Consider the following 17,845-nt stretch of genomic DNA (forward strand, 5'->3'; position numbering starts at 1 on the left):
GAGAGGGCAGGCAGGGCGCTTATCGTCGTTCACATCCGCTGAATAAATAATGTTAATTCAGTGGTACAACATCGCTAAATTTAATATAGCCTTTTTTATCGCTTAGCCGATCCTGCCTGGTGGGATCGTATAGGGCGACATACATCCATTCTTTATTAATGGTTTTTATTTTTACAACACTTTCATCACGAGTAAATGTATAGCTGGTTTTAGCCCTCTCTTTGGGTTCATGCTTGAGTTTCCCGCTTTTTGTATTCGAATTAAGAACATATGAGGTTAAGTAAGGGAAGCTGCCACCATAAACGCAGCCTGTATCGTCATTTGTTTTTGTATTAAGGTTCAGGGCAGTCGGCGTAAAAGAAACAAACTCGGCGATATAGTTATCTGCATCGCATTCAATATAATGTTTAATATCTTTGATAACCAAATAACCTTTTTGGTTGACATACCACTCTTTATACTTAAAGAAATTATCAGGTATATTTGTAAAATGGCTTTTTATGAAGTTTATTTTTTTATTCTCACTGCCATCCATTAAAATATCAATGACTTTCATTTTCTGCGGTGAAGTTTCAGATGGGAAATACCTGAAGCCTAACTGCGGCGTGTTTACGGTAGCATCATCATTCCATTCGGCTTTCCAGTAAGCCTGAAAAGTGCCATCTATTAGTAACTGCTCAGCGAATGAGTAATGAGTTAAAGTTAAAAAAGAAAATGAAAGGAAAAACAATGATTTTAAAAGAGTTTTGTTAATCATTTATTACCGTCCACATAACAAGAAGTGATCATAACAGTAAAGTTAGCGATGCCTTCTTTTTCTATAATTTCCTTTATCCTTTTATACATGATAACACTGTTTGTGACCTTATTGGCTAACCTTTCTGTTCCAGGCAACAGGCAGCCTTCGGTATCCTGGGGTAATTCCCTGGGTGAATGCATTAAATAGCTTAGGCGGGTTATGTTTTACAAACTTTCCGCTTGTATGCCATACAAGTCGGTAACTTCCTTCCGGGATCCTTTTTTTTAAGCGTGGGGTGACGGTATCAGGTCCGGGACATTCCAGAAAATAGTCTTTAATATTTGTGCCAGAGATACTGAATTCGCTAATGGTAGATAACGTGGTTTGCCATTTTCGCTGAACAAATATTGTGTACGCCATAGCTATAACCTCCTTGTTATGTAAAGTACGTATCCCTTTAAGTCGTCAGCCGGAATTTTATAAATACAATGCCCAGAATGCTGTCAGGATGGGTTAAACGCCATAGCATTTTGTGAAGTAAGTTATTAACCAGAAGGAAAAAATTACAGGGAGAAATAAATAATGAGTTATCAACAGATTACACTGAAATATAACCCGCTGAAATTATGAATGTTGTTTATCTGAACGAGGAGATCAGGGCCGTTTTAATTAGATTCACCGTTTTAAAATTAACAGGAAAGGGAATATTGCCGGGCTTTCCAATGATGAGAAAATGATTCCCGTCTGATAGCAGTAGTCAGGTGACAGAGGAAATAAAAAGCTCAATGTGTCTGCTAAATAGATAAGCCGGTCACAATGAGCTTTGCGTTTTAATTAAAAAGATTATTCCGCCAGAAACAGTTCCAGCAGCGAATTAAGGAACAGTTTGCCTTTCTCCGTCACCTGCCAATATTCAGGCGTTTCCGTCAGGTAGCCTTTCTCCAGTGCGCTATCCAGCTGCGGTCGAATAATGGCTTCATCCAGGCCGGTATAACGCATAAATTCGCCGCGCGGCGCGGGCTCCAGCAGGCGGAAACGATTCATAAAGAACTCAAAAGGCTTATCTTCATCCGCCACCTCATACTGCTTATCCAGGTACTCTCCTGACATAAAGCCGCGTGGATGGCGCGTTTTTATGGTACGCACGATCCGGCCATCCGGTTGCGTTAGCTTGCTGTGCGCGCCGCAGCCAATCCCCAGATAATCACCGAACCGCCAATAGTTCAGGTTATGCTCGCAACGATAGCCAGGTTTAGCGTAGGCCGACGTTTCATACTGCTCATAGCCCGCCGCCGACAGCAACTGATGACCCTGCTCAAAAATATCCCACAGCGCGTCATCATTAGGCAGCACTGGCGGACGCGAGGCAAACAGCGTATTCGGTTCAATCGTCAGCTGATACCAGGAAAGGTGCGGCGGATTAAGCGCGATCGCCTGACGCAGATCGTCCAGCGCCTCGGTCAGCGATTGATCGGGCAGGCCGTGCATCAAATCGAGGTTAAAACTACGCAGCCCAAGACCGGCGGCCAGGTGAGCCGCGCGCTTTGCTTCTTCCGGGCCGTGAATGCGACCAAGACGCTGTAGCTTAAGCGGACTAAAGCTCTGTACGCCGATGGAAATACGGTTTACACCAGCCGCCTGATAAGCGCTGAAACGATCGGCTTCCACCGTACCGGGATTCGCTTCCATGGTGATTTCTGCCCCGGCAGCCAGCGGCAGACGCGCCCGTACGCCGTCCAGCAGCAGCTGCATGGCGTGGCTGCTTAACAGACTGGGCGTACCGCCGCCGATAAAGATTGTGGCCACTTCGCGTCCGTGGGTTAACGGCAGGTCGCGATCCAGATCGGCCAGCAGGTGATTAACATATTCCTCATGCGGCACCTCGCCTTTTAAGGCGTGCGAGTTGAAATCGCAGTAGGGACATTTCTGCACGCACCAGGGAATATGAATATAGAGGCTGAGCGGTGGAAGATTAGCCATTACGCATCGCTTCCAGCAGCAGAGTCAGCGCCTGGCCGCGATGAGAAACCGCGAGCTTTTCCGCTTTGCTCAGCTCAGCTGCGGTTTTACCCAGCTCAGGGAGATAGAAAATCGGATCGTAGCCAAAACCACCAACTCCCGTCGGCGTGCGGATAATTTCACCGCGCCAACTGCCGTGGCATACCAGCGGTGTCGGATCGGTTGCATGACGCAGATAAACCAGCACGCAGTGAAACTGCGCCTGGCGCTGGCCTTCCGGGATATCCTGCAGCGCATCCAGCAGCTTCTCCAGATTTTGCCGATCGCTGGCCGCCTCGCCGGCGTAGCGCGCCGAATAGATCCCAGGCGCGCCACCGAGCGTATCTACCGCCAGACCTGAATCATCGGCAATGGCTGGCAGGCCGGTTACCTGGGCGGCATGGCGCGCTTTCAGAATGGCGTTTTCAATAAAGGTTAAGCCGGTTTCCTCTGCGGACTCTACGCCCAGATCGGTTTGCGCCACAATATTCAGGCCAAAATCAGCCAGTAGATCGGCCAGTTCACGCACTTTGCCCGGGTTACCGGTGGCGAGGACAACTTTTTGCATATCAGTTCCAGAAACGTTTACGGCGATAACAATAATTACAGCTGCGCCCAGCCAGGGATGAAATCCATGCCCAGGAAGTTCAGCATATAGAGGATCAGAATGACCACCATGGCGGAGAAGTCGATACCGCCCATTGCCGGCAGAAAGCGACGCACAGGTGCCATCAGCGGTTCGGTCAGCTGAATCAGTACATAATCCACCGGATTACGACCCTGACTTATCCAGCTCATCAACGAACGGACGATAATCACCCAGAATACCAGGACGCCAGCCGCTTTCACCAGCGAGACCAGACCGAAATAGAAGAACACCGGATCGAACAGGAAAACGCTGCTCTGAAGCGCGAAAACCAGGGTAAACATCAGCACGCTAAGCACATAGGCCAGCAGCAGCGATGCGGTATCCAACGGACCGACAGAAGGAATAACGCGGCGCAGCGGCTTGATTACCGGCTGGGTAATTTTGACCACAAACTGGGAGAACGGGTTATAAAAATCGCATCTTGCCCACTGCATCCAGATGCGCAGCAACAACACTTTCACGTACAGATTAATCAGCGTCGTTACCAGGAAAGTCAACGTCAGCATGAGGTTCCTCAATTATTGTTGTGGGGGAGTGGTGCCGTAATCACGCGCGCCGAAAATAGCGGTGCCGATACGAACCATGGTACTGCCTGCCGCAATCGCGGCCTCCATATCGTCGCTCATTCCCAGAGAAAGTGTATCGACGGATGGATAATGCTGTTTCAGCGAGGCCAGCGCATCTGCCATCTTCTGACAGACCGCCAGCTGGCGCTGGTAATCTTTCTCCGGCGCCGGAATCGCCATCAGCCCGCGCAACCGCAAATGCGGCAGCGCTGCAACTGCCTGTGCCAGTTCCGGCAGCGCCTCAAGCATAATGCCCGATTTACTGTTTTCGTCACTGATATTTACCTGAATTAACACATTCAGCGGCGGCAGATGTGGCGGACGTTGATCGTTCAGGCGCGTAGCAATACGTAAGCGATCCACCGTATGACACCAGGCAAAATTCTCCGCTACCAGACGGCTCTTATTGGATTGCAGCGGACCGATAAAGTGCCATTCAGGGTGACTGTGGGCTAATGCCTGAATTTTATCCACGCCTTCCTGAACGTAATTCTCACCAAAGGCAAGCTGTCCTGCCTGCAGGGCTTCTGCGACAGCGCTCGCAGGTTTGGTTTTACTGACGGCAAGCAGCGTAATTTCTTGTGGATCGCGGCCGCAACGCGACGCCGCCGCGGCGATACGCTGGCGAACTTCCTGTAAGTTGTGCTGAATAGAAGTCATAGTCAGGAGAAAATCATGGATGTGGAAGAAATCGTGGCCCTTAGTGTAAAGCATAATGCTGCCGATCTGCATCTTTGTAGTGGACATTTGCCGCGCTGGCGTCTGGATGGCGTGCTGCAACCCATCCCCGATCAGCCGCCAACCTGTACCGCAATGCTGGAGGCGCTGCGTGAGCGCTGGCTGGATGCTGATCAGCAGGCCAGCCTGACGCAGAACGGAGACATTGATTTTGCGATAAGCACACGCAGCGGGCAGCGCCTGCGCGCAAATCTGTTTCAGCAACGGCAGGGTATATCGCTGGCGCTGCGTGTGATTAGCAACTGCTGTCCAACGCTGGATGCACTGCGGCTGCCTGCCAGCGTTCCGGCGCTGCTGGAGCAGCAGGATGGCCTGATCCTGATTACCGGCGCCACCGGTAGCGGCAAGTCAACCACGCTGGCCTCAATGGTAGATGCCTTAAATCAGCAGGCGGCTCGCCACATTATTACGCTGGAAGATCCCATTGAGTTTATTCACCTCAGCCGCCGGTCGCTGATTCAGCAGCGGCAAATCGGTCAGCATTGCAGCAGTTTTCAGCAGGGATTACGGGCGGCGCTGCGCGAAGATCCCGATGTGATACTGCTGGGAGAGCTACGCGATCTGGAGACAATTCGCTTGGCGCTGACGGCGGCAGAAACCGGGCATCTGGTGCTGGCGACGCTGCATACGCGCAATGCGGCGCAGGCGGTGGATCGCCTGATAGATGTTTTTCCGTCTGAGCAGAAAAACCTGGTGCGCAGCCAGCTGGCGTCCAGCCTGAAGGCGGTGGTCGCCCAACGACTGGTGGCGGCGAAAGAGGGAGGGCGCGTTGGGCTGTATGAAGTGTTAATCAATACGCCCGCGATCGCGAACCTGATCCGTGAGGGGAAAACCCATCAGATTGCAGGCCTGCTGCAAACCGGGATGCAGTCAGGTATGCAGACCTTCGAACAGAGCCTGCTACAGCGGCAGCAACAGGGGCTGACTGTCAGGCCGGATAGTTCTCAAACCAGCTTTCCAGGATGATCACCGCCGAAAGCGAATCGACGCTGCCTTTCGTGAGCGCTTTATAGCCGCCACGAGCAAACAGATCGGCGCGTGCCTCAACGGTACTGAGCCGCTCATCATGTAAAACAACCTGCACGCCAAAACGGCCATGAAGCCGGTTAGCAAACTTACGCGCCCTGGCGGTCAGCGGTTGTTCGGTGCCGTCCATATTAAGCGGCAGGCCGACCACTACCTGCTGCGGCTGCCATTCCTGTAACAGTCGTTCAATCTGTTCCCAGTTGGGCACGCCATCCTGCGCTTTCAGGGCGGTTAAAGGGCGCGCGGTGCCGGTAAGAGGCTGGCCTACCGCGACGCCGATGCTTTTGGTGCCAAAATCAAACGCCAGAAGTGTCATGTTGCTCATCAGGCGTGACCTGCCTCGCTGGTGATGTTGTGTATATCTATGCCGATGCTTTTTGCTGCTTCACGCCAGCGTTCAGCAATAGGTGTCTGGAACAGAATATTGCTGTTAGCAGGGGTGGTAAGCCAGGCATTTTCCAGCAGTTCGCCTTCCAGCTGATCTTTCTCCCAGGCGCAGTAGCCTAACGCCACCAGCACCTGCTCCGGCTGTTCCGGCGTCCCAAGAGATTCCAGAACATCGCGCGAGGTGGTTATGACGGTATTATCGGAGATACGGATACTGGAGGCGAATGTGTGCTGGGCAGAATGCAAAATAAAGCCGCGATCTTCGGCCAGCGGGCCGCCGGAGAACACCGGCTTATCCAGTTTAACCTGCGGGTCGCGCGGTGAGGGCGCAATTTTTAACTTAGTGAGGATACCTTCAACCGTCAGGTTCTCCATCGGCTTATTGATAATCAATCCCATGGCGCCGTCCTGATTATGCTCACAGATATACACCACCGAACGTTTAAACAGCGGATCCTGGAGGGCGGGCATCGCAATCAAAAAATGGTGCTGTAAATTCATTCTCACTCGTCTGAATACGGGTTAACGGCGAACAGCAGGCCATTAACGGGTTGAAGACGGGGCTATTGCCCCGTTCAAATTTATGCCAGGCGCTTCTCGATGGCATCCATCAACATACCGGTGATGGAGACCGGGAAGGCGGCTTCGATTTCACGAATGCAGGTTGGACTGGTTACGTTAATCTCGGTCAGCTTGTCACCGATAATATCCAGCCCAACAAAGATCAGGCCTTTTTGCTTCAGCGTGGGTCCAACGCGACGCGCGATTTCCCAGTCGCTTTCGCTCAGCGGACGCGCTTCACCGCGCCCACCGGCGGCCAGATTGCCACGCGTTTCACCCGACTGAGGAATACGCGCCAGGCAATAAGGAACGGGTTCGCCATCCACCACCAGCACGCGCTTATCACCTTCTTTGATCGCTGGCAGATAATTTTGCGCCATGCAGAAGAAGCTGCCGTGGTTAGTCAGCGTCTCCAGGATCACCGCAAGGTTAGGATCGTCCTGTTTCACACGGAAAATGGAGGAGCCACCCATGCCGTCCAGCGGCTTCAGAATAATGTCGCCATGCTGGTGCCAGAACTCTCGGATCCGCTTCGCATCGCGTGTAACCAGCGTATCGGGCGTTAACCCGGCAAACCAGGCGGTAAATAGCTTTTCATTACAGTCGCGCAGGCTCTGCGGTTTGTTAACGATCAGCACGCCCTGTTCTTCCGCACGCTCCAGCATATAGGTGGCGTAGATAAATTCTGTGTCGAAAGGCGGATCTTTACGCATCAAAATCACGTTCAGCTCAGCCAGCGCAATATCCTGCTCGCTGCCAAACTCGAACCACTTATCGTAGTTCTGCTCAACGCTTAGCTGACGGGTACGCGCGCGCGCTTCACCGCCGCGTAACCAGAGATCGTTCATCTCCATATAGTGAATTTCGTAACCGCGGCGCTGTGCTTCCAGCAGCATTGCAAAGCTGGAGTCTTTTTTAATATTGATCGTCGTAATGGGATCCATGACGATGCCAAGCTTAATCATTCTTCTCTCCTCGATCGGGCGGTCGGTATGCCGCTTGCCGCAGGTTGGCATAAATTCTTTTTACAGGCTTAACGCAATGGGCCGCTTATTCAGCTTAACCCAGATCGCCAAACCTGACCTGGAGTGCCGTAATTGCAGTGAGCGCGGTAGTCTCGGTGCGCAGCACGCGTGGTCCAAGCAAAATATCGGTAAAACCATGCTGGCCGGTCATCGCGATCTCCTCAGCGGTTAATCCGCCTTCCGGGCCAATCAGCAGGCGAACCCGCTCTACCGGCTGCGGCAGCGTATTAATGCTGTGTTGCGCTCGCGGATGCAGATTCAGCTTCAGTGCGTCATCCTGCTCGGCGCACCAGGCCTCCAGCGACATCGCTTCACGGACTTCAGGCACCACATTGCGTCCGCACTGCTCGCAGGCGGCCACGGCAATTTTTTGCCATTGCTGAATCTTTTTGGCCTGCCGCTCGGCGTCCAGCTTTACGCCGCAGCGCTCAGAAAACAAGGGGGTAATAACATTAACGCCCAGTTCAATCGACTTCTGAATGGTAAATTCCATTTTTTCACCACGCGACATCACCTGTCCCAGGTGCAAATGAAGAGGCGACTCGCGGCTATCCATGCGGCTTTGCGTAACTTTGACCGTTACGCTGCGCTTATCGGCGCGCAAAATTTCAGCGTCAAAAACCAGATTACTGCCATCAAACAGTTCCAGCGCCTGGCCGCTGCCCATACGCAGCACGCGGCCAACATGATTGGCAGCATCTTCGCTTAGCGCGATTTCATGACCCACCATCAGGGATTCGGGATGATAAATGCGGGGTTTTCGCATGATATTCCTGATCATAACAGACCGCGCAGGCGCACGGCATAAAGTACCTTCGCATGACAGACGCACAGCCTGCCATGCGGTTATGTAAAGTTTAGGGCAGCGCTTTTAACGCTGACAAGCGCGCTCAACGTAAGGGTTGTGGTTTCCCTGAATTTTTGCGATGCGTTTATCACGTTCGCATTCCCAGGGCGTTACCGGATACTGCTTATCCCACACCTGCATCAGCTGGGTTTGCTGACGGGAAAGGCGCAGCTGGTAACGATCGCGCATATAAAAATACGTTCGGGCGATAACGCCACGCGCCCGGGCCGGTGGCTCTGCCAGCTTATTTTTAAAATCTATTTTCATTTCGCACTGGCCATACTGACGTTCGCTGCCGTTCCACTGGCTGTACATGAAGTTGCCGCGGTCGCCATTCACTTCGCCAATTGCCGGCTGCAGGTTATGTAAATCAGATTCTATCTGACGATAGCCTTCATCCTTGCTGCAATTTTTACGACCGCCGTCCTGCCAGCACTGGCGCTGGTGGCCGAATTGCCAGGCGGGAACCACATGTTCCCATTCGATGCGGCTGGCACGGTTGGCGTTTTTACGCACCTGATAGCCGCACGAGGCCAGATCGGGCACGCCTTTTTTCCCTTCCCAGTTAATCTTACAGCCACAGTAGAAAGAGCCTGGCGCATCGGCATTGATTTGCACAGCGACTTTCTTCGCCTGCTGAAAGTTATTCTGATGATAAGTATTTCCGCTCAGGCTGTGCGCGGCTAAAGGCGCAAGCAGAACAGAAAAGGCAGCGGTAAACAAAAATTTGCGAGACATATTCCATTTTTCAGCTGATGAAAAAGAGCGCGCAGCGTACCAGATTGCGCCGTCTGTCGGAATGCTAAAGGGCCGATCGGAGGGAAATGCGCATTAATCAGGCGGCTCAGTCGCCTGATGCCTGGTGATTGCCAGGCTGAAGCAGATCGCCGCACTGAACGCAGCGGTATTCTGTTTCACCGCGCATAACCCGGTTATGGCGGCGCACCGTGAGATGATGTTGCTGACAGCGACAGTACCAGGGAAAGGTTTTACCGCGCACGGAGGCAACTTCAAACTGATGCGTGCGGCGCGCCGGAACGTCCAGAATGGTTTCCATCATCCATTTCCACTCTTTGCCATGTGGCGCGACGCGGCCAAAGTGGCGCCATACCAGCAAGTGCGCCAGCTCATGCGGTACCACCTCTTCAATAAACGCCTGCTGATTTTCCAGCAGCAGCACGGGATTCAGGCGGATCTCCCAGCTTTGCAGCCAGGCGGTGCCGGCTGCCGTACCGCGCTGCTGATACACCAGAGTGGGCTCCGGGTAATTGCGCGCCAGGCGCTGATTGGCCTGCTGCAGTTTCTCACGCAGCGCACGCATAACGGCCTGCTGCAGGGCAATAGGAAGGCGAATGGGTTTCATAGCGGCAAAGAATACGGCGCGTAAAGCAAGAAAACAATGGGGCGCGGTTAGCGATTGGCAGAGGCAGAGGATAAAAAAAACGGGGCGGCAAAGGCGGCCCCGGCTGTTGCAGATAGCAGGATTACTCTTGCGAACCAATATCGCGTAGTTTTTTACCCGACATCAGGTTGCGTTCGATATGCTCCAGAGAGATGTTTTTCGTTTCCGGGATCAGCATTACTGTCAGGATGATAAACAGAATATTCAGGCCCGAGTATACCCAGAAGGTATTGGCGTTGCCCAGCGTATTCAGCATCGTCAGGAAGGTTGCACCCACGATCATATTCGCAATCCAGTTGGTGGTCGTGGAAACGGTAATCCCGAAATCGCGCCCTTTCAGCGGCTGGATTTCAGAGCAGAGTACCCAAATCAGCGGACCTGCGCTCATGGCAAAGCCGATAATAAACATCAGCAGCATGGCAACGGCAAAATATTGCGCGCCCGGCGATTCGATACCAATATGCAGCATGGTACCAAGGATACCCATACCAACCGCCATCACCAGGAAGCCCAGCGTCAGCGTGGGTTTACGACCCCAGCGATCCACCAGACCGATAGCGATAAAGGTTGCCAGCACGTTGATCAGGCCAACAATTACCGTACCCCACATCTGCTCGGTAGTGTTGCTGAAGCCCGCAATTTCAAAGATTTTCGGCGCGTAATACATGATGACATTCATGCCGGTGAACTGCTGCATAACCTGCAACAGCACGCCCAGATATACCGCGCGACGGAAATTGCTGTTTTCGCGGAACAGGCTCCAGCCGGTCTGCTTGATCTTCAGGCTTTCGCGGATCTCATCCAGCTCACGCTTTGCCTGCTCGCTGGTGTCACGCAGGCGATCCAGCACGCGCTGCGCATCGCGGAAGTGGCCTTTTGCCGCCAGCCAGCGTGGGCTGTTCGGCAGGAAACAGACGCCAACAAGCAACAGAATGGCAGGAATGGTAATAATGCCCAGCATCCAGCGCCAGTTACCGGTATAGCTAAAGGCGGTATCAGAAAGATAAGCGCCCAAAATACCGATAGTGATCATCAGCTGATACAGAGAAATCATGCTGCCGCGAATTTTTTCCGGCGCGATTTCTGACAGGTAAAGCGGCGCGGTATAGGAGGCAACGCCCACGGCCAGGCCAAGCACCACGCGTGCGGCGATCAGCATCTCCGGGTTCGGCGCCATGGCCGACCAGAGAGAACCGATAACAAACAGGATCGCACCGGCCATCAGGCTTTTTTTACGGCCAAGGCGGGAAGACATCCAGCCGCTACCGATCGCGCCGATCGCTGCGCCAAACATCATTGAGCTAACGATCCACTCCTGTTGATGGCTGGTGACATTAAAATCTTTAGCGATAAAGGGTAGGGCACCGGCGATAACGCCAATATCCAGGCCAAACAGCAGGCCAGCAAGTGCAGCAAGAAAGCAGACGAATAAGGTCATCATCTTATTCGAGGTTCTGCTTTTGTGGGTATTACCAGGCATATTGCCTCCGAATAGTATCCATCGTTGTAGTTATCAATGTTAGGAAACCTGAGCCGGGCGAAAAGTGAGACGGATCACAGAGGTGTAATCGGTTACACACGCCGGAACCCTGAAAACCAGCATTTATCACCAGGCTCTGGTTACATAACCAGTAAGGTATAGCACCTGTTAAGTTTCTGACAGTCCGGTGTTAATGGGCCATCAGACGACGCTGAAAATAACGCATTTCCTGACAAAATACATCCGCGATTAAATCCTAAATGACCGAAATATAAGGCCTTTCAATTTGTAAGCGTTATCATGCCAGCGGTGTAGACAGGCAACAAAAAGTGTAGCTGGTGAAAAAAAACATGAGGAATAAAAAAGGGAGCAATGAATGCTCCCATTTTATACAGACGTTGCCGACGAAAACGGCAGCGTGAAAGGATTACAGACCAGCCGCGTCGCGCAGCTGTTGTGCTTTATCGGTTTTTTCCCACGGGAAATGCTCGCGACCAAAGTGGCCGTAAGCTGCCGTTTCGCGATAGATCGGCTGCAGCAGATCCAGCATCTGAATCAGGCCATACGGACGCAGGTCGAAGAATTCACGTACCAGCAGCGTCAGCTGCTCGGTAGAGACTTTCTCGGTGCCGAAGGTTTCAACCATGATAGAAGTTGGTTCAGCTACGCCGATAGCGTAGGAAACCTGGATTTCACAGCGATCGGCCAGGCCGGCAGCAACAATATTTTTTGCTACATAGCGCGCCGCATAAGCCGCTGAACGGTCAACTTTAGAGGGATCTTTACCAGAGAACGCGCCGCCGCCGTGACGTGCCATGCCGCCGTAGGTATCAACGATGATCTTACGACCCGTCAGGCCGCAGTCGCCCATTGGGCCGCCGATAACGAAGCGTCCGGTTGGGTTGATAAAGAATTTGGTGGTGGAGCTCAGCCATTCGGTCGGCAGGACCGGCTTGATGATCTCTTCCATCACCGCTTCCTGCAGGTCGGCCTGGGAAATATCTTCTGCATGCTGCGTGGAGAGCACAACGGCATCGATACCGACAATTTTGCCGCCATCGTACTGGAAAGTTACCTGGCTTTTCGCATCCGGACGCAGCCACGGCAGGCTGCCGTTTTTACGCACTTCAGACTGACGCTGTACCAGACGGTGAGCATAGGTCACCGGCGCAGGCATCAGGACATCGGTTTCATTGGTGGCATAGCCAAACATCAGGCCCTGGTCACCCGCGCCCTGTTCCAGCGGATCGATGCGGTCAACGCCCTGATTGATATCGGGCGACTGTTTGCCGATAGCGCTCAGAACGGCGCAAGAGTTAGCATCAAAGCCCATATCGGAGTGAACATAGCCAATATCACGCACGGTTTGACGAGTGATCTCTTCGATATCAACCCAGGCGCTGGTGGTGATTTCGCCACCCACCAGGACCATACCGGTTTTCACATAAGTTTCGCAAGCCACGCGAGCTTTCGGATCCTGAGCGAGGATCGCATCAAGAACGGCGTCCGAAATTTGGTCGGCGATTTTATCAGGATGTCCCTCGGATACGGACTCTGAGGTAAAAAGGTGTTTAGCCATTTAATTCTTTACCTTACTAAAACGGTTTAATTAACAACTGCCCGGCGCAGGGAAAAGGCTTAGCCTGTTCCAGCGCCCCTTCAGGCAAAGCCGCGTGCAGCACAGAAGTTAACCAGTTTAGACGGATTAACATCTGGACGTCTATTTTAGGTTACTCTGTAAGCGAATTGCCAGCCCTTTTTTGTCGGGTGGTGCTTTCTGATTATCGGCAGGTGGCCCGATTTCCTGACAGCAACCACAGCTTACATAATTTGTTTTTGCAATTTGCCCGCGTGAGCGGTATAAAACGCGGCTGCTGTTTTCAGCGAAGATACAGGACGCTTAGCGCGTCTGGCCCGTCAGATGAGATATCTGATTTTCACCCTCAGGCCTATTTTCCACATGCCCGACATGTGTGGAGGTGATACGAGTAATGAACCAGGTTTTCACCCTTTCTTCCGGTTCACTCCGCTGCACTGATGTGCATTCGTCTCTTTCCGTTTGCTCCTCCGCCAGCCTTTTCCGTCAAGGTTTTCTCTGTTTCGGTCATCATCACGACACGAGCGCAGGCTAACTTGCTACAGTTTGACTGGATGCCTTCAGTTTTAGCTGAAGGTGAGCTGATGCTTTTTTATCCCGCAACACGGAGTTCAGCGACGTGTTTTACACTGAATCTATGACGCAGTGGGTTGAGGCGACCGTTCAGCATTTTATGCTGGCGATCTCGCCGGAAGGTGGCTTGTTCTGGCAGCGCCAAACTGCGATAGTTGTTAATTATTCTGCAACACTAATTAATGTTGAGGTTCGCAATGTCTGACGACATAAAGAATATCAAGGGTTCGTCAGCAGGCGAACAGGGTGAACTGCGTTCAATGCAGGAGGTGGCGATGAGCGATCAAGATGCGAGCAGAATGCTGCGCACCTATAACATTGCCTGGTGGGGCAACAACTATTATGACGTCAACGAGCTGGGACATATTAGCGTCTGTCCCGATCCGGATATGCCGGAAGTGCGCGTAGACCTGGCCCGCCTGGTAAAAGAGCGTGAAGCTGACGGCCAGCGCCTGCCAGCGCTGTTCTGCTTTCCGCAGATCCTGCAACATCGTCTGCGCTCGATTAACGCCGCCTTTAAACGCGCGCGTGAGTCTTACGGCTATCAGGGCGACTACTTCCTGGTCTATCCGATCAAGGTTAACCAGCATAAGCGCGTGATCGAATCGCTGATCCACTCTGGCGAGCCGCTGGGTCTGGAAGCGGGTTCGAAAGCGGAACTGATGGCGGTTCTGGCTCACGCCGGTATGACGCGCACGGTTATCGTTTGTAATGGCTATAAAGATCGTGAATATATCCGTCTGGCGCTGATTGGCGAAAAAATGGGCCATAAAGTTTACCTGGTTATCGAAAAAATGACCGAGGTGAAGCTGGTGCTGGAAGAAGCGGAACGCCTGAATCTGGTGCCGCGTTTGGGTATTCGCGCCCGTCTGGCCTCGCAGGGGTCTGGTAAATGGCAGTCCAGCGGCGGTGAAAAATCGAAGTTTGGTCTTTCCGCTTCGCAGGTGCTGCAGCTGGTGGATATTATGCGCAACGCCGGGCGTCTCGACAGCCTGCAGCTGCTGCATTTCCATCTCGGTTCGCAGATGGCCAATATCCGCGATATCGCCACCGGCGTGCGTGAGTCCGCGCGTTTCTACGTGGAGCTGGCGAAGCTGGGCGTTAAGATCCAGTGTTTTGACGTCGGCGGCGGTCTGGGCGTTGACTATGAAGGTACGCGCTCGCAGTCAGACTGTTCCGTTAACTATGGCCTGAACGAGTACGCCAACAACGTGATCTGGGCCATTGGCGACGCCTGTGAAGAGCATGGCTTGCCGCACCCCACGGTGATTACCGAGTCGGGCCGTGCGGTAACCGCGCATCATACCGTGCTGGTTTCCAACATCATCGGCGTTGAGCGCAGCGAGTTCAGCAAGCCATCAGCGCCAGAAGTGGATGCGCCACGTCCGCTGCTGAGCATGTGGGAAACCTGGCAGGAGATGCACGAGCCGAATACGCGTCGTTCGTTGCGTGAATGGCTGCACGACAGCCAGATGGATCTGCATGATATCCATACCGGTTATTCGCAGGGCACCTACGATCTGTCGCAGCGCGCCTGGGCAGAACAGCTTTATCTGAGCATCTGCCACTATATTCAGCAGCATCTCGACCCCAGCAACCGCGCTCACCGTCCGATTATCGATGAGCTGCAGGAACGTATGGCGGATAAGATTTACGTTAACTTCTCGCTGTTCCAGTCGATGCCGGATGCGTGGGGCATCGATCAGTTGTTCCCGGTGCTGCCGCTGGAAGGGCTGAATAAGAAGCCGGAGCGTCGCGCGGTACTGCTCGACATCACCTGTGATTCTGATGGCACCATCGATCACTACGTGGATGGCGATGGCATCGCTACCACCATGCCGATGCCGCAGTACGACGTGGATAACCCGCCGATGCTGGGCTTCTTTATGGTGGGCGCTTACCAGGAGATCCTGGGCAATATGCATAACCTGTTTGGCGATACTGAAGCGGTTAACGTTTACGCTTTCGCCGACGGCAGCGTGGAAGTTGAGCTGTCGGATGAAGGGGATACCGTTGCGGATATGCTGGAATATGTCCAGCTGAACCCGCAGGAGCTGCTGGATCTGTTCCGTAATCAGGTTAAACAGACCGAGCTTGACGATGAGCTGCGCGCGCAGTTCCTCGAAGAGTTTGAAGCGGGCCTCTACGGCTATACTTATTTAGAAGACGAATAAGCAGCGATGCGGCGGCAAGGGTCAAAAATGACATTGCCGCCAGCGTTTCGCGCGGCGATAATCGCCGTCAGTTATCTCATCAATCCCTTCCTCGTCGGGTTTAACGACGCGGAGGGGATTTTTTTCATCTGAACAACCATGTCGGCCGTGCCGTCATGAATAAAAGGAGTTGTTATGAATAACACCAACACCTTAGGTCATCAGTACGATAATTCCCTGGTTTCCAACGCCTTCGGCTTTCTGCGTTTGCCGTTGAATTTCCAGCCGTACGACAGCGATGCTGAATGGGTGATCACCGGCGTTCCTTTTGATGCCGCGACCTCTGGTCGTCCCGGCAGCCGCCTGGGCCCGGGCGCGATTCGCCAGATCTCGACTAACCTGGCATGGGAAGGCTGCCGCTGGCCGTGGGATTTCGATCTGCGCGAGCGTCTGAAGGTGATTGACTGCGGCGATCTGGTTTACGCTTTCGGTGATTCACAGGATCTGACCGACAAGCTGCAGGCGCATGCGGAAAAACTGCTGGCAAGCGGTAAGCGTATGCTCACTTTTGGCGGCGATCATTACATTACTCTGCCATTGCTGCGCGCCCATGCGAAGCATTTCGGCAAGATGGCGCTGGTTCATTTTGATGCGCATACCGACACCTACTCCAACGGCCCGAAATTTGACCACGGCACCATGTTCCACCATGCGCCGAACGAAGGACTGATCGATCCGCAGCGCTCGGTACAGATCGGTATTCGCACCGAGTTTGATAAAAATCTCGGTTATCAGGTGCTGGATGCGGCGCAGATTAACGATCGCGGCGTTGATGACATTCTGGCGCAGGTGAAGCAGATCGTCGGCGACATGCCGGTTTATCTGACTTTTGATATCGACTGCCTCGATCCAGCGCATGCGCCTGGCACCGGCACGCCGGTTATTGGCGGCCTGACCACCGATAAAGCGCTGAAGCTGATTCGCGGTCTGCAGGGCCTGAATATTGTGGGGATGGATCTGGTAGAAGTAGCGCCAGGCTACGATCAGTCCGATCTGACTTCGCTGGCAGCGGCAACCATTGCGCTGGATATGCTGCACGTGCAGGCGGCGAATAAAGCCAATAAAGGTTAAACCTCTGACCGCCGCGACATTGTCAGGCGGCGGTCAGCGCTTTATTGCTTATCACGCACAAAGGAGGCGAAACGCCTCCTTTTTTATGCCGCTGGCTAAAAAGAGATGGCGTAGCATCCCTGCGGGTTGACTTATTTAAGGCCGTCGGCAGCCATTCGTTCACGGATATGCTGCGCGCGCGCCTCAGAAGCGGGATGGTCGTCAAACATCGAGCTCTGATGAGTGCCTTCCAGCTTTGCCAGCTTTTCAAAACTGGTAACCAGTCCGTTCGGATTGATGCCGCGTTTTTTCAGCAGGTCGTAAGAGTAATCATCCGCCTGAGATTCCTGGGTTTGCGAGAACTGCGCGCTAACCAGTTTCTGACCCAGTTCGCCGAGCTGTGATTGTGACAGTGAGGCAGCAATACCGCCCATTGAGGCTGCCGCAGTGCGCGCCGCCGTGGTGGCGTAAGCGACCTGCATCGCTTTACGCGTATGGCCCAGCGCAACGTGGCCCATCTCATGACCCAACACCGCTTCAACTTCGTTATCGGTCATCATATCCATCAGACCGCTATAAACGCGGATACAACCGTTGGCCATCGCCCAGGCGTTGACATCTTTGGTGAGATAAACCTTATAGTTGGCAGGCGTACCGTTAATGTTATTGCCCAGCGCGGCGGCGATCTTATCCAGACGTTTCTGGTAGGTACTGCCTGGCTGAGCAATTTGCGCTTCGCTGTCCATCTGCTGGCATGACTGGTCGCTGAGCGTCTTAACCTGATCATTGCTGAGGGTAACGGCCTGGAAAGCCTGGGCGCCAGACTGCATCAGCGCGGAGCTGTCAATATTCTGACAGCCGGAAAGTAAAGTGGCGACCGACAGGGCCATCAAAGAAGCACGGATTTTCATTCCATTCATATCCCATAACAGTAACAAGGTAGTAAATATAATAAGTCCTGAATAAAACTATGCGTGGCGCTTTTTCCAGGAAG

The 17,845-nt window shown here is 53.1% G+C and carries 18 protein-coding genes; 3 read left to right on the forward strand and 15 right to left on the reverse strand.

What is annotated here, in order from left to right:
* Positions 1–52: 52 nt before the first annotated feature.
* From B1H58_RS10820 to B1H58_RS10845, 6 genes are all read right to left on the reverse strand, one after another.
* On the reverse strand, positions 53–757 hold the full coding sequence (locus B1H58_RS10820; protein ID WP_085070187.1) for a hypothetical protein: 705 nt from the start codon (positions 755–757) through the stop codon (positions 53–55).
* Positions 758–865: 108 nt separating this feature from the next.
* Positions 866–1,159, reverse strand: a complete 294-nt coding sequence (locus B1H58_RS21020; RefSeq protein ID WP_237172358.1) for a DUF5675 family protein — start codon at positions 1,157–1,159, stop codon at positions 866–868.
* A 423-nt stretch (positions 1,160–1,582) separates the two neighbouring features.
* The gene (gene hemW, locus B1H58_RS10830) at positions 1,583–2,719 is read right to left on the reverse strand and encodes a radical SAM family heme chaperone HemW (protein ID WP_085070189.1); all 1,137 of its coding nucleotides are present in this window, start codon (positions 2,717–2,719) and stop codon (positions 1,583–1,585) included.
* On the reverse strand, positions 2,712–3,305 hold the full coding sequence (locus tag B1H58_RS10835; RefSeq protein WP_085070191.1) for an XTP/dITP diphosphatase: 594 nt from the start codon (positions 3,303–3,305) through the stop codon (positions 2,712–2,714). Before B1H58_RS10835 ends, hemW begins: the two co-directional genes overlap by 8 nt.
* 35 nt (positions 3,306–3,340) lie before the next feature.
* Positions 3,341–3,892 (reverse strand): YggT family protein, encoded by a 552-nt coding sequence (locus B1H58_RS10840; protein WP_085070192.1) that lies wholly within the window; start codon positions 3,890–3,892, stop codon positions 3,341–3,343.
* A 12-nt stretch (positions 3,893–3,904) separates the two neighbouring features.
* Positions 3,905–4,612 carry a YggS family pyridoxal phosphate-dependent enzyme gene (locus B1H58_RS10845; protein WP_085070194.1) on the reverse strand — a complete coding sequence of 236 codons (708 nt, stop codon included), beginning with the start codon at positions 4,610–4,612 and terminating at the stop codon, positions 3,905–3,907.
* A 15-nt stretch (positions 4,613–4,627) separates the two neighbouring features.
* On the opposite strand from B1H58_RS10845, the gene B1H58_RS10850 reads away from it, so the two are divergent.
* A complete protein-coding gene (locus B1H58_RS10850) occupies positions 4,628–5,656 on the forward strand; it encodes a type IV pilus twitching motility protein PilT (protein ID WP_085070196.1) in 1,029 nt (342 codons plus the stop codon).
* On the opposite strand, the gene ruvX is transcribed toward B1H58_RS10850, so the two are convergent.
* The 8 genes from ruvX to metK all read right to left on the reverse strand — a co-directional run bounded on the left by ruvX (position 5,619) and on the right by metK (position 12,997).
* Complete coding sequence (ruvX, locus tag B1H58_RS10855) at positions 5,619–6,041, reverse strand: Holliday junction resolvase RuvX (protein WP_208615315.1); 423 nt, start codon at positions 6,039–6,041, stop codon at positions 5,619–5,621. The genes B1H58_RS10850 and ruvX overlap by 38 nt on opposite strands.
* Entirely contained in the window at positions 6,041–6,604 is a 564-nt protein-coding gene (locus B1H58_RS10860; protein WP_085070206.1) for a YqgE/AlgH family protein, read from the reverse strand. Before B1H58_RS10860 ends, ruvX begins: the two co-directional genes overlap by 1 nt.
* 80 nt (positions 6,605–6,684) lie before the next feature.
* Positions 6,685–7,629 (reverse strand): glutathione synthase, encoded by a 945-nt coding sequence (gene gshB, locus B1H58_RS10865; protein WP_085070207.1) that lies wholly within the window; start codon positions 7,627–7,629, stop codon positions 6,685–6,687.
* Positions 7,630–7,723: 94 nt separating this feature from the next.
* Positions 7,724–8,455, reverse strand: coding sequence for a 16S rRNA (uracil(1498)-N(3))-methyltransferase (gene rsmE, locus B1H58_RS10870; protein WP_085070208.1), 732 nt, complete (start codon positions 8,453–8,455; stop codon positions 7,724–7,726).
* Between the two features lie 105 nt (positions 8,456–8,560).
* A complete protein-coding gene (gene endA / locus B1H58_RS10875) occupies positions 8,561–9,274 on the reverse strand; it encodes a deoxyribonuclease I (RefSeq protein WP_085070209.1) in 714 nt (237 codons plus the stop codon).
* A gap of 106 nt (positions 9,275–9,380) precedes the next feature.
* Complete coding sequence (locus B1H58_RS10880; RefSeq protein ID WP_085070210.1) at positions 9,381–9,899, reverse strand: SprT family zinc-dependent metalloprotease; 519 nt, start codon at positions 9,897–9,899, stop codon at positions 9,381–9,383.
* A 121-nt stretch (positions 9,900–10,020) separates the two neighbouring features.
* The gene (locus B1H58_RS10885) at positions 10,021–11,418 is read right to left on the reverse strand and encodes a sugar porter family MFS transporter (protein WP_085070211.1); all 1,398 of its coding nucleotides are present in this window, start codon (positions 11,416–11,418) and stop codon (positions 10,021–10,023) included.
* A gap of 427 nt (positions 11,419–11,845) precedes the next feature.
* Positions 11,846–12,997 (reverse strand): methionine adenosyltransferase, encoded by a 1,152-nt coding sequence (gene metK, locus B1H58_RS10890; RefSeq protein ID WP_085070212.1) that lies wholly within the window; start codon positions 12,995–12,997, stop codon positions 11,846–11,848.
* 788 nt (positions 12,998–13,785) lie between these two features.
* On the opposite strand from metK, the gene speA reads away from it, so the two are divergent.
* Together speA and speB are read left to right on the forward strand one after the other, a co-directional pair.
* Positions 13,786–15,762, forward strand: a complete 1,977-nt coding sequence (gene speA / locus B1H58_RS10895; RefSeq protein WP_085070213.1) for a biosynthetic arginine decarboxylase — start codon at positions 13,786–13,788, stop codon at positions 15,760–15,762.
* Positions 15,763–15,936: 174 nt separating this feature from the next.
* A complete protein-coding gene (gene speB / locus B1H58_RS10900) occupies positions 15,937–16,872 on the forward strand; it encodes an agmatinase (protein WP_085070214.1) in 936 nt (311 codons plus the stop codon).
* 131 nt (positions 16,873–17,003) lie between these two features.
* On the opposite strand, the gene loiP is transcribed toward speB, so the two are convergent.
* On the reverse strand, positions 17,004–17,762 hold the full coding sequence (gene loiP, locus B1H58_RS10905) for a metalloprotease LoiP (protein ID WP_085070216.1): 759 nt from the start codon (positions 17,760–17,762) through the stop codon (positions 17,004–17,006).
* Positions 17,763–17,845: the final 83 nt, after the last annotated feature.

It is taken from the genome of Pantoea alhagi (assembly GCF_002101395.1).
Lineage (GTDB): Bacteria > Pseudomonadota > Gammaproteobacteria > Enterobacterales > Enterobacteriaceae > Mixta > Mixta alhagi.